The sequence below is a fragment of the Noviherbaspirillum sp. genome (assembly GCF_035627455.1).
In the GTDB taxonomy this organism is placed as follows: Bacteria; Pseudomonadota; Gammaproteobacteria; order Burkholderiales; family Burkholderiaceae_D; genus Noviherbaspirillum.
Genome location: NZ_DASPLS010000109.1, coordinates 41,316 through 52,975, shown reverse-complemented (window position 1 = coordinate 52,975; position 11,660 = coordinate 41,316). Strand labels below are relative to the sequence as shown.

Below are 11,660 nucleotides of genomic sequence, written 5' to 3'. Positions count from 1 at the left end.
CTGAAGAACACCATCAACGTGATGGTGGACCAGCTTTCTTCCTTCGCGTCGGAGGTCACCCGGGTGGCACGCGAAGTGGGCACCGAGGGCAAGCTCGGCGGCCAGGCGCAGGTGGAGGGCGCGGCCGGCACCTGGAAGGACCTGACCGACAACGTGAACTTCATGGCGGCGAACCTGACCGCGCAGGTGCGCGGCATTGCCGGCGTGGTGACCGCGGTCGCGAACGGCGACCTGAAGAAGAAACTGACGGTGGCCGCGCGCGGCGAGATCGCGGCGCTGGCTAATACCATCAACGAAATGACCGACACGCTGGCGGTCTTCGCCGACCAGGCGACCACGGTGGCGCGCGAGGTGGGCGTGGAAGGCAAGCTCGGCGGCCAGGCATCGGTGCCGGGCGCGGCCGGCACCTGGAAGGACCTGACCGAGAACCTGAACCGGATGGCGGCGACCCTGACCACGCAGGTGCGCGCGATTGCGGAAGTGGCGACAGCAGTGACGCGCGGCGACCTGTCGCGCTCGATCCAGGTGGAGGCGCGCGGCGAGGTGGCGGACCTGAAGGACAACATCAACGAGATGATCCGCAACCTGAAGGAGACCACGCAGAAGAATGCGCAGCAGGACTGGCTCAAGACCAACCTCGCGCGCTTCACCCGCCTGCTGCAGGGCCAGCGCGACCTCTCCGCAGTGACCACGCTGATCCTGTCGGAACTGGCGCCGCTGGTGCATGCGCACCATGGCGTGTTCTACATGATGGATTCGCAGGAAAGCGATGCGCGGCTGCGCATGATCGCCAGCTACGGCTACCGGTCCAGCCGCAAGCTGCCGACCTCCTTCCTGCCTGGCGAAGGCCTGGTCGGGCAGTGCGCGGTCGAAAAGCAGCGCGTGTGGCTGACCAACGTGCCGCGCGACTACATCCAGATTTCCTCCGGGCTGGGCGCGGCGCCGCCGACCAATATCGTGGTGCTGCCCATCCTGTTCGAGCAGCAGGTGAAGGCGGTGATCGAGATCGCGTCGCTGGAGCGCTTCACCGAAACCCACCTGTCCTTCCTCGACCAGCTGATGGAGTCGATCGGCGTGGTGCTCAATACGATCGAAGCGAACAGCCGCACCGAAAGCCTGCTGACGCAATCCCAGTCGCTGGCGCAGGAGCTGCAGCAGACCAACCTGGAACTGGCGGAAAAGGCGCGCCTGCTGTCGGAGCAGAACATCGAGGTGGAGCGCAAGAACCGCGAGGTGGAACAGGCCAAGCTGGCGCTGGAAGAGAAGGCCACGCAACTGGCGCTGTCCTCCAAGTACAAGTCGGAATTCCTGGCCAACATGTCGCATGAGCTGCGCACGCCCCTGAACAGCCTGCTGATCCTGGCGCAGCAGCTCTCCGATAATCCGGAAGGCAACCTGAGCGAGCGCCAGGTGGAATACGCGCGCACCATCTACGGCGCCGGCAGCGATCTGCTGACGCTGATCAACGACATCCTCGACCTGTCGAAGATCGAGTCCGGCACCGTGACGCTGGAAGTCAGCGAATACCGCTTCCGCACGCTGTCGGGCTATGTCGAGCGCACCTTCCGCCACATGGCCGAAGCCAAGCAGCTCAATTTCTCGGTGGAGCTGGCTGCCGACCTGCCGGTCGCGCTGATGACCGACACCACGCGCCTGCAGCAGATCCTGAAGAACCTGCTGTCGAATGCATTCAAGTTCACCAGCCGCGGCAAGGTTTCGCTGGCAATCGGGCGGGCGGCATCGGGCTGGACGCCGGAGCATCCGAACCTGAACCAGGCCGACGCGGTGCTGGCCTTCTCGGTCTCCGATACCGGCGTCGGCATTCCGGCCGACAAGCTGCAGCTCATCTTCGAGGCGTTCCAGCAGGCCGACGGCAGCACCGCGCGCAAGTACGGCGGCACCGGGCTCGGCCTGTCGATCAGCCGCGAACTGGCGCGCCTGCTCGGCGGCGAAATCCGGGTCGAGAGCGAACTCGGGACCGGCAGTACATTCACGCTCTACCTGCCCTACAACCGTTCCGGCTTCGTCAACTACGAATCGCTTCCGCCCGCCGGGCAGGAGCCCCGTTTCCATCCGGTCGTGGTCCAGGCGCCGCGCCCGGTCTTGCGCAGCGACGCCTTGCATGCGGTGGAGCAGGAAACGGAAACGCTGGAAACCACCCATGAAGCGACATCCGACGACCGCGCGCTGATCGCACCCGGCGATCCGTCCGTGCTGATCGTCGAGGACGATGCACGCTTCGCTGCCATCCTGCTGGAGCAGGCGCGCGAAAAGAACTTCAAGGGCATCGTCACGCGCAGCGGCGACGCCGCGCTGACGCTCGCCCGGGATTACCTGCCGGCGGCGATCCTGCTGGATATCGACCTGCCCGACATTGACGGTTTTACCGTGCTCGACCGCCTCAAGCGCGATCCCGGCACCCGCCATATTCCGGTGCATGTGATCACCAGCCTGAAGGAGCGCGAACGCGCGCTGTGCCAGGGCGCGATCTCCTATCTGCACAAGCCGGTGTCCCGCGAGCGGCTGCAGGAAGAGTTTTTGCGGATCCAGCATTTCCTCGTGCGCGGCAAGCGCAGCCTGCTGGTGGTGGAGGACGATGCGATGCAGCGCGAAGCCATCGTCAACCTCGTCGGGACCGGCGACCTGCATATCGTTGCGGTCGGCACCGGCCGGGAGGCGCTGGAGGCGCTGCAGTCCTCGCATTTCGACTGCATGGTTCTCGATCTCAGCCTGCCCGATATCGACGGCTTCACGCTGCTCGACAGGATCGGCGACGACATCACCCTGCGCGACCTGCCGGTAGTGGTCTATACCGCGAAGGAGCTGAACCGCAAGGAGGTGACACGCCTCAAGCGTATCGCCAAGACGATCGTGATCAAGGATGCGCGTTCGCCCGAACGGCTGCTCGACGAAACCGCCTTGTTCCTGCATCGCGCGACGACCAGCCTGCCGGAACTGCAGCGCCGCATGCTCGAGGATATCCAGGAGGCGGATTTCGGCCTGGCGGGACGAAAGGTGCTGATCGTGGACGATGACCTGCGCAACATTTTCGCGCTGTCCTCGGTGCTCGAGCGCCAGCAGATGAAGGTGCTGTTCGCGGAAAACGGCAAGGACGGGATCGAGGTGCTGGAAAAGGACCCGAGCATCGAGATCGTGCTGATGGACATCATGATGCCGGAGATGGATGGTTACGACACGATGCGCGCGATCCGCGCGATTCCGAAGTTCAAGTCGCTGCCGATCATCACGCTGACCGCGAAGGCGATGAAGGGCGACCGCGACAAGTGCCTGGCTGCCGGCGCGTCGGACTACATCACGAAGCCGGTGGACGTCGCGCAGCTGCTGTCGCTGATGCGCGTATGGCTGCGCCAGTAGAGGAAACCGTGACCCCGGCGCATATAGAAGACCTGGAGATCGACTTGCTGCTCGAGGGCATGTACCGCCGCTTCGGGCAGGATTTCCGCGGCTACCGTCGGGACGTGGTCCGCCGCCGCCTGCACGGGCTGATGGATGCCGTCGGCGTGTCCACGGTCTCCGCATTGCAGGACAGGGTGATGCATGACGAGGCGGCCGCCGGCGCGCTGCCGCGCGCGCTGTGCGCGCGTGCCGCGGCTCTGTTCGATGAGCCGGGCTATTTCCTCGCGTTGCGGGAAAAGGTGGTGCCGCTGCTGCGGTCCTCGCCATCGCCGAAGATCTGGGTCGCCGAGTGTACGGCGGCGGAGGATGTGGGTGCGTTGTCGATCCTGCTGGCGGAGGAAGGCTTGCAGGGGAAGACGCAGATCTTCGCGACCGCCGCCGACGACGCGCTGCTGCAGGAAGTGCGCAGCGGCGGATTCCCGCTGGAGCGATGGCCGGAATATGCCGCGAATTATCGCGAGTCGGGCGGCAAGGCGGACCTGGCCGACTACTGCAGGGAAGAGAACGGCAGGGGCGTCTTCAGGGACGAGCTGCGCAGCGACGTGACCTGGGCGCAGTACAACCTGGCGACCGACGCCTCGTTCAACGAGTTTCAATTGATCGTCTGCCGTCGGGCGCTGCGCGACTTCGGTACGGGCCTGCACCGGCGGGCGCTGCAGCTGTTTTTCGACAGCATGCCGCTGTTCGGTATCCTGAGCGTGGATGCGGAGGACGGTTTGCGTGCCGCCCCCGTCGCTTCCCGCTACAAGCCGATTGCGCAAGGGCAGGGGCTGTACCGGCGGGTGGCGTAAGCGCGGGGAGGGGCAGGGCGGGCGCAGCCGCCCTGCGACAGGTCGGAGGAATTCGGGAAAATCAGGCGGCCGCGCCTTGCGGCACATGGCCGAGCACGGCGGAGATCTGGTTCGCGGTCGATACCAGGTCGTCTACCCATTCTTCCTGCAGCCGGTCGGCAGGCGCGGAGATCGACAAGCCGGCGATCAGCTTGCCGGAGTCGTCGTAGATGCCGGCAGCCATGCAGCGCACGCCCAGTTCCAGTTCCTCGTTGTCGCGCGCATAGCCGCGCGCGCGGACCAGGCTCAGTTCCCGTTCCAGCTTGGTCAGGTCGGTGATCGAATTCTTGTTGTGGCCCGCGAGCCCGGTGCGGGTCGCGTAAGCGCGTACCAGCTTCGGATCGTCGGCCGACAGGAACAGCTTGCCGGTCGAGGTCAGGTGCAGCGGCGCGCGGCCGCCGATCGCCCGCACCACCTGCATGCCGGAGCGCTCCGAGAAGGAGCGGTCGATGTAGACGATCTCGTCGCCCTGGCGCACGGACAGATTGACCGTCTGGTGCGTCTTGCGATGCAGAGCGCGCATGAAGTCGAGCGCCGCCTCGCGCACATTCAGGCGGCTTTTCACGATGTTGCCCAGTTCGAGCAGGCGCATGCCGAGACGGTAGGAGCCGCCGTCGCCGCGATCGACGAAGCGCTTGACCACCAGGTCGTTAAGGATGCGGTGAGCGGTCGACGGGTGCAGGCCGGTGACCGTGGACAATTCCTTCAGGCTGACCGGATCAGGATAACGGGCGAGCGCGTCCAGCAGCGAAATCATGCGCTCGATCACTTGAATCGAAATCTGGCTGTTTTCGGGAATCGGTTCGGGTTTCATATTGTGGTTGGTGCGTTGCAATAATCTTCTTTATATCACATCGTGAAAAAATGAAAAAGTCGTGCGGAAAATATTTGGAGAAAGTCTCTAAATTATTTCATCACTCGGCACCCGGCTGTTTCCGCGCGCGGGCACGCATAATGGAGGCCTTGAGAACGAGAAGGATTGCACGATGCGCGTCGGATTTTTTCATACCTGCCTGATCGATATGATGCGGCCGGAAATCGGCTTTTCGGTGGTCAAGCTGCTGGAGGCCGCCGGCTGCGAGATCGTGGTGCCGGAAAACCAGACCTGCTGCGGGCAGCCCGCGTACAGTTCGGGCGACCGCAAGGCGGCGCGCGCGCTGGCGGAGAAGTTCGTCGAGGAATTCGAAGGTTTCGATTACGTCGTCATCCCGTCAGGCTCCTGCGGCGGCCATGTGAAGACCCATTACGCCGATCTGTTTTCCGATGATCCTGTCTGGCACGCGCGCATGCAGCGCCTGGCGCCGCGCGTCTTCGAGCTGACCGATTTCCTGTACAACGTGGTGAAGGTCGAGTCGCTGCCGGGCGCAGGCAAGGCCGGTGCGGCCGGCAAGGTGACCTATCACGATTCCTGCTGCGGCCTGCGCGAGCTGGGCGTGCAGAAGCAGCCGCGCGCGCTGCTCGAGCAAGTCGGCGTGCAGGTGACCGAAATGAAGGACAGCCGGCAGTGCTGCGGCTTCGGCGGCACCTTCTCGCTCAAGTACGGCAACATCTCGGCGGCGATCGTCGACGACAAGTGCAAGAACATCCATGACACCGGCGCCGACACCGTGGTCCTCGGCGATCTCGGCTGCATCCTCAACATCGAAGGACGGCTGCGCAGGAGCGGCGACAGCACGACGCGCGTGCTGCACGTGGCGCAGGTACTGGCGGGAGACGCATGATGCAGATCCATTCCATGCACTTCAAGGCCCGCGCCGGCGAGAAACTGGCGGACAAGCGCCTGCAGCAGAACCTGAGGAAGCTGTCCACCAAGTTCGTCAGCGGCCGTGCGTCGGCGATCACCGAGCTCGACGATTTCGAAGGCACGCGCGACGCGGCGAAAGAACGCCGCATGCGCGCGATCGAAAACCTCGATGTCTGGCTCGACACCTTCGAGAAGAAGGCGGCCAGCCGGGGCGCAACCGTGCTCTACGCGCAAAGCGCGCAGGATGCATCGCGCCTGGTGGTGGAAATCGCGAAGAAGCACGGCGTGAAGAAGGTCACCAAGTCGAAGTCGATGGTGTCCGAGGAAATGGCGCTCAACAAGGCGCTGGAAGCAGCCGGCGTCGAACCGGTCGAGACCGATCTGGGCGAATACATCCTGCAGATCAACGGCAATGAAGCGCCGTCGCACATCATCGCGCCGGTCGTGCACAAGGACAAGGAAGAGATTTCCGACCTGTTCGCGCGCGTGCACCAGCGTCCGCGGCTGACCGACATTCCGCAGATGACGCGCGAGGCGCGCGAGATGCTGCGCCCGCAATTCCTTGCGGCCGACATGGGCGTCACCGGCGGCAATTTCGTCATTGCCGAAACCGGTTCGGTCGCGATCGTGACCAACGAGGGCAACGAAGGCATGTGCACCATCCTGCCGCCGAAGGTGCATGTGGTGGTCACCGGCATCGAGAAGGTGCTGCCGACGCTGGAAGACCTTGCCACGGTGCTGCGCCTGCTGCCGCGCTCGGCCACCGGACAGTCGATCTCCAACTACGTGTCGCTGCTGACCGGCCCGAAGCGCGAGGGCGACGTGGACGGCCCGGAACACATGTATTTCGTGCTGGTGGACGGCGGCCGCAGCGGCCTGGTCGGCACCGAGTTCCAGGACATGCTGCGTTGCATACGCTGCGGCGCCTGCATGAACCATTGCCCGGTGTACCAGAAGATCGGCGGCCATACCTACGGCTGGGTCTATCCGGGCCCGATGGGCAGCGTGCTCACGCCGTCTTATGCCGGCCTCGACAAGGCGGTCGACCTGCCCCATGCCTGTACGCTGTGCGGGGAGTGCGGCGTGGTCTGTCCTGTTAAAATCCCGCTTCCGGACCTGTTGCGCAAGTTGCGTGAAAAGCAGGTCGAGCAGAACCTGCGTCCCGCAACCGAGCGGCTGGGCTTGCGGATCTGGGCATTCGTCGCCAAGCGTCCGGCGCTCTACCGGCTGGCTACCGCCGTTGGCGCACGCTTCCTGCGCTTGCTGGGCGGCAAGAGTAAGACGATTTCCAGCCTGCCGGGCGCCGGCGCATGGACCGATCACCGTGATGTGGCCGTACCGGCCGGCAAGACCTTCCGCGAGTTATACAAGCAACGACGATGACCGAGCAGCAACAACAGGTAAGCGAGTTCAAGAGCAAGAGCGGCGTAAAGCGGATTTACGCCGCTTTTTTGTATTCGATCGCGGGCTTTCGCACCGCCTGGAAGAACGAGCATGCGTTCCGCCAGGAACTGATGGTCGCGGTTCCCGGCACCATCCTGGCGCTGCTGCTGCCCTTGCCGGCGCTGGAAAAGCTCGCGCTGATCGCGGTTCTCGTCCTGGTGCTGATCGTCGAACTCGTCAATTCCGCGATCGAGGCCGCGGTCGACCGCATCTCCTTCGAACGGCATCCGCTGTCGAAGAATGCGAAGGACTTCGGCAGCGCCGCCGTTTTCCTCGCCCTGACCCTGGCCGGCGCGACCTGGGCGGTGATCCTGTTGCCGCTGCTGACCGGCTGACCTCATTACCCGGCCGCGCCGCCATCTGTCTCGTTCGCGCAACATGCAGCAGTAGTGTTAAGCGGGCGCAATATGCGGTCTTTCTCCTGCCGTCACACTGAACCTGGCTTGGCCGCTGTCAGGCCTGCCTTCGCTCGTCCGTTCACCAGAAAGGAGCCAACATGAGAATTGCCGCATCCGGCAGCGCGACCGACGACCTTGGAAAACTCATCCTGAGGGTGGCGCTCGCCGTCCTGATCCTGTTCCACGGCGTGGCGAAAATCATCGGCGGCGTCGGTTTCATTACCGGGCTGGTGGCAAAAGCGGGCCTGCCGCCGGTGCTGGGTTACCTGGTATATGTGGGCGAGGTGCTTGCGCCGCTGCTGATCCTGTTCGGCGCATGGACGCGCGTCGCTGCACTCGTGGTGGCGATGAACATGGTGGTGGCGGTCGCGCTGGTGCACATGGGGGATCTGTTCTCCATGACAAAAACCGGCGGCTGGGCGCTGGAACTGCAGGGCATGTACCTGGCCGCAGCGCTCGCCGTGGCGCTGCTGGGGGCAGGGCGGTACAGCGTGGGCGGGGCCAATGGCAGGCTGAACTGAGGCGTACCGGCGCGGCAAGGGCTTGCGCCGATCGCTGCTATACTTTGCTTCCGTTCCCGCAAGTATTCTTTCTTCAGCGCGTGTTGTCTGGTCCCCGAATGAATGCAGTTGTCAGAGTTGCCCAGGCGGCGGATGCCGCCGCCGCATGCCGTATCCTGCGCCGCGCGATCTCGGAATGCTGCACCGAAGATCACCGTAACGACCGCGCCATTCTCGACGCCTGGCTCGGCAACAAGACGCCCGAGAATGTCGCCTCCTGGTTTGCCTGCACCGCCCATTATTCGGTCGTCGCGCAGTGCGGCGACACGCTCGCGGGCGTGGCGATCCTGTCGCGCCAGGGGCGAATCCTTCTTTTCTATATCGAGCCGGCGCTGCGCTACACCGGGACCGGCAAGGCATTGCTGCAGGCGCTCGAAACCCAGGGGCGGGAATGGGGGCTGCGTTCGATGCAGGTCGCCAGCACGTATACCGCCAGCGCCTTTTATCTGCGCAACGGCTTTACCGAAACCGGCCGGACGCGCTCGGCCTACGGCGCCGAAGCACTGGCGCTGGTCAAGCAGCTTCCCGGCGGTTCTCCCTGCGGCTGCGGCCGCTGACCAGGCGGATATATGCAAACCGAATAAGGAAGCGTGAAAGTCTTCGTTCTTTTTCCAAAGGCGCTTCATTAACCTGTCGACTTCGGAAACCGGATCGTCCAGATCCATGTCAGGGAGAAGACAAGTGTTGATCAAGAAACTATTCCAGTCCGCCGTGCTGTTCGCGCTGGCCGTGCCCGCCGTCCACGCCGCCGACGCGGCGCTGCTCAACGTGTCCTACGATCCGACGCGCGAGCTGTACCAGGATGTCAACAAGGCGTTCGCCGCGCAGTGGAAGGCAAAGGCCGGCGACAACGTGACGGTCAGGCAGTCGCATGGCGGCTCGGGCAAGCAGGCGCGTTCCGTCATCGACGGCCTCGACGCGGACATCGTGACCCTGGCGCTGGCCTACGACATCGACGAGATCGCCGAGCGCGGCCTGCTGGCGAAGGACTGGCAGAAGCGCCTGCCGCACAACAGCTCGCCCTATACGTCCACCATCGTATTCCTCGTGCGCAAGGGTAATCCCAGGGGCATCAAGGACTGGAACGACCTCGTCAAGCCGGGCGTTGCGGTGATCACCCCGAACCCGAAGACGTCCGGTGGCGCGCGCTGGAACTACCTCGCGGCCTGGGGTTACGCCTTGAAGCAGCAGGGCGGCTCCGACGCATCCGCAAAGGATTTCATCACCCGGCTGTTCAAGAATGTGCCAGTGCTTGACTCCGGCGCGCGCGGCGCGACCACCACTTTCGTCGAGCGCGGCATCGGCGATGTGCTGATCGCGTGGGAGAACGAAGCGATCCTCGCGATCAAGGAACTCGGGCCGGATAAATTCGAGGTGGTGGCGCCAACCCTGAGCATCCTCGCCGAGCCGCCGGTCGCCGTGGTCGACAAGACCGTCGACAAGAAGGGCACGCGCAAGGTGGCCGAAGCCTACCTGCAATACCTGTACACCGATGAAGGCCAGGAGATCGCCGCGCAGAATTACTATCGCCCGATCTCCGAGAAGGTGGCGAAGAAATACGCCGCGCAGTTCCCGAAGGTGAAGCTGTTTACCATCGATGAGGTTTTCGGCGGATGGACCAAGGCCCAGAAGGCCCATTTTGCCGACGGCGGCTCCTTCGACCAGATTTACCAGCCGGGCAGGAAGTAAGCGAGCGAGCACGGGGGCAATCATGCGCATCCTGCGCCTCGCGGGCAGTCCGCCGATCGCCTCTCGTTCCACATGCCTGCGGCAGCGCGTCGGCGAGCGCCTGGCCCCGGCCGGCCGCCGCAGTGTCAGGCGGCAGGTGCTCGGGCTGCGGGGGTATGCCGGCATGCTGAAACCTTCCATCGACCCCGTGATCCGGCGGCGCCTCAGCGGTGACGCCGGACTTCTGCCTGCCAGCCTGCACGCGCTGCGTGCGCAACATTCGCCAGATTTCGCTCCCGCGCCGTTTACGCACGCGCGATGTCGCGTCTGACCGCTGCTTCCTGCGAGCGACATTCCCTCCCGTCACCGCGCCACGGTATCCGAAACCACCTATGCAGGCGGAGGGGCAGCTTTTTTGCACGCATTTTCATCGACAAGGACAATATATGACGATCACAAACCACCAGCGCAAGAGCCGGCACCGCACCCTGGGCCTGCTGTCCGCCGCCTCCGCCGGCGCCCTCGCTTCCCTATCTGCCGGGGCCGTAACCGGCGGCCCGGCGCCTTCCGGGTACGCTGACGGGGCAGCGGCCGGCATCGCGACCCCGGCCATCGCCATCCGTCCCGGGCGCGGCCTCGGGTTCAAGCACGGGATCGATCGCCTGGCGCCGGCGGACGCGAGCGGCGCGCCGGGCGCGAAAACCTGAGTGTTCGAGGAGACAGCGCGATGACAGCCATTCCTTATCCCGGCCTGGAACAGTACCTCGCCCGTCTTTACGGCACCGCCCAGGCCGGCACCCGGGTATGGGTGGATGCCGAGGGGCGGGCGCAGGGACGCTACTTCAATTCCACCTTGACCAGCGCCTTCCAGCCGATCCGGGAGCTCGGGTCCGGCAGGGTGGTCGGCGTCGAAGGTTTTGCCCGTAGTTACTCGGACAGCGACCAGGGCTTGAGCCTGTGGAAGCTGCTCGACCATGCGGCCAATGACGACGAGTCGGTCGAACTCGACCGTTTGTGCCGCATGCTGCATGCGATCAATTTCTTCCGGCAGCCGGAAGCGGCTGGCAGCGACCTCTACCTGAGCGTGCATGCGCGCCTGCTTGCAGCGGTCGACGGGAATCACGGGACCGCATTCAGCCGCATCCTCCGGCTGCTCGGCCTGCCGCAGCAGCAGGTGGTGCTGCAGCTGCCGGCAGTGGTCGAGCACCAGGGCTGGGTGCTGAACTATGTCGCCGACAACTACCGGCGCAACGGTTTCCGCATCGCGGCAAACGCGGCGGATCCCAGCGATGCGCTTGCGCTGGTCGAGCGTGTCCGCCCGGACGTCGTGAAGGTCGATACCCGGCGCATGCTGCATGAAGGACAGGCGCAGAGGCTGCTCGAAATATGCGCGGCGAAAAACGTGCGCGTGATTTTCAAGCGTCTGGAAAACGCTGCGACGCTGCACACATTGCGGCAGGTCGCCGCTGCAAGCGGCGTGATCCTGCATGCGCAGGGCTTCCTGTGGGATTTGCCGCAGGCATCGCTCGCGTTCCGCCCGCGCGCAGAACAGCCAGCCTTCCGGCCGGCGCCGCAAGCGCTGGAAATCGGAGCGGCTTAA

Annotated in this window: 12 protein-coding genes; 11 read left to right on the top strand and 1 reads right to left on the bottom strand. The window is 64.6% G+C overall.

Annotated features, from left to right (window positions below; all coding sequences use genetic code 11):
• The coding region (locus VEC01_RS20600) for a response regulator (protein WP_324902796.1) at positions 1-3,375 on the top strand (3,375 nt) is incomplete at its 5' end.
• The gene (locus VEC01_RS20595) at positions 3,360-4,208 is read left to right on the top strand and encodes a CheR family methyltransferase (protein WP_324902795.1); all 849 of its coding nucleotides are present in this window, start codon (positions 3,360-3,362) and stop codon (positions 4,206-4,208) included. The genes VEC01_RS20600 and VEC01_RS20595, both read left to right, overlap by 16 nt.
• 61 nt (positions 4,209-4,269) lie before the next feature.
• Here the strand turns inward: VEC01_RS20595 and VEC01_RS20590 are convergent, their stop codons facing one another.
• Positions 4,270-5,061: an IclR family transcriptional regulator gene (locus tag VEC01_RS20590; protein ID WP_324902794.1), complete on the bottom strand. Its 792-nt coding sequence runs from the start codon at positions 5,059-5,061 to the stop codon at positions 4,270-4,272.
• A 172-nt stretch (positions 5,062-5,233) separates the two neighbouring features.
• Between VEC01_RS20590 and VEC01_RS20585 the strand changes: the two genes are divergently transcribed.
• The 9 genes from VEC01_RS20585 (at position 5,234) to VEC01_RS20545 (ending at position 11,660) form a co-directional block, all read left to right on the top strand.
• Positions 5,234-5,968 carry a (Fe-S)-binding protein gene (locus VEC01_RS20585; RefSeq protein ID WP_324902793.1) on the top strand — a complete coding sequence of 245 codons (735 nt, stop codon included), beginning with the start codon at positions 5,234-5,236 and terminating at the stop codon, positions 5,966-5,968.
• The gene (locus VEC01_RS20580; protein ID WP_324902797.1) at positions 5,968-7,374 is read left to right on the top strand and encodes a LutB/LldF family L-lactate oxidation iron-sulfur protein; all 1,407 of its coding nucleotides are present in this window, start codon (positions 5,968-5,970) and stop codon (positions 7,372-7,374) included. Before VEC01_RS20585 ends, VEC01_RS20580 begins: the two co-directional genes overlap by 1 nt.
• The gene (locus tag VEC01_RS20575) at positions 7,371-7,769 is read left to right on the top strand and encodes a diacylglycerol kinase (protein ID WP_324902792.1); all 399 of its coding nucleotides are present in this window, start codon (positions 7,371-7,373) and stop codon (positions 7,767-7,769) included. The genes VEC01_RS20580 and VEC01_RS20575 overlap by 4 nt, the downstream gene beginning before the upstream one ends.
• Before the next feature lie 161 nt (positions 7,770-7,930).
• Entirely contained in the window at positions 7,931-8,353 is a 423-nt protein-coding gene (locus tag VEC01_RS20570) for a DoxX family protein (protein WP_324902791.1), read from the top strand.
• 98 nt (positions 8,354-8,451) lie between these two features.
• On the top strand, positions 8,452-8,949 hold the full coding sequence (locus tag VEC01_RS20565) for a GNAT family N-acetyltransferase (RefSeq protein ID WP_324902790.1): 498 nt from the start codon (positions 8,452-8,454) through the stop codon (positions 8,947-8,949).
• A gap of 127 nt (positions 8,950-9,076) precedes the next feature.
• A complete protein-coding gene (locus VEC01_RS20560; protein ID WP_414691482.1) occupies positions 9,077-10,081 on the top strand; it encodes a sulfate ABC transporter substrate-binding protein in 1,005 nt (334 codons plus the stop codon).
• 22 nt (positions 10,082-10,103) lie between these two features.
• Positions 10,104-10,391 carry a hypothetical protein gene (locus VEC01_RS20555; protein WP_324902788.1) on the top strand — a complete coding sequence of 96 codons (288 nt, stop codon included), beginning with the start codon at positions 10,104-10,106 and terminating at the stop codon, positions 10,389-10,391.
• Positions 10,392-10,506: 115 nt separating this feature from the next.
• Positions 10,507-10,767, top strand: coding sequence for a hypothetical protein (locus VEC01_RS20550; protein WP_324902787.1), 261 nt, complete (start codon positions 10,507-10,509; stop codon positions 10,765-10,767).
• 20 nt (positions 10,768-10,787) lie between these two features.
• A complete protein-coding gene (locus VEC01_RS20545; protein WP_324902786.1) occupies positions 10,788-11,660 on the top strand; it encodes an EAL domain-containing protein in 873 nt (290 codons plus the stop codon).

Bases quoted from the DNA above. Each gene is read 5' to 3' on its own strand.
- VEC01_RS20555 (WP_324902788.1), top strand. From the start codon at position 10,104: ATGCGCATCCTGCGCCTCGCGGGCAGTCCGCCGATCGCCTCTCGTTCC.
- VEC01_RS20550 (WP_324902787.1), top strand. From the start codon at position 10,507: ATGACGATCACAAACCACCAGCGCAAGAGCCGGCACCGCACCCTGGGC.
- VEC01_RS20570 (WP_324902791.1), top strand. From the start codon at position 7,931: ATGAGAATTGCCGCATCCGGCAGCGCGACCGACGACCTTGGAAAACTC.
- VEC01_RS20545 (WP_324902786.1), top strand. From the start codon at position 10,788: ATGACAGCCATTCCTTATCCCGGCCTGGAACAGTACCTCGCCCGTCTT.
- VEC01_RS20575 (WP_324902792.1), top strand. From the start codon at position 7,371: ATGACCGAGCAGCAACAACAGGTAAGCGAGTTCAAGAGCAAGAGCGGC.
- VEC01_RS20565 (WP_324902790.1), top strand. From the start codon at position 8,452: ATGAATGCAGTTGTCAGAGTTGCCCAGGCGGCGGATGCCGCCGCCGCA.
- VEC01_RS20580 (WP_324902797.1), top strand. From the start codon at position 5,968: ATGCAGATCCATTCCATGCACTTCAAGGCCCGCGCCGGCGAGAAACTG.
- VEC01_RS20595 (WP_324902795.1), top strand. From the start codon at position 3,360: ATGGCTGCGCCAGTAGAGGAAACCGTGACCCCGGCGCATATAGAAGAC.
- VEC01_RS20590 (WP_324902794.1), bottom strand. From the start codon at position 5,061: ATGAAACCCGAACCGATTCCCGAAAACAGCCAGATTTCGATTCAAGTG.
- VEC01_RS20585 (WP_324902793.1), top strand. From the start codon at position 5,234: ATGCGCGTCGGATTTTTTCATACCTGCCTGATCGATATGATGCGGCCG.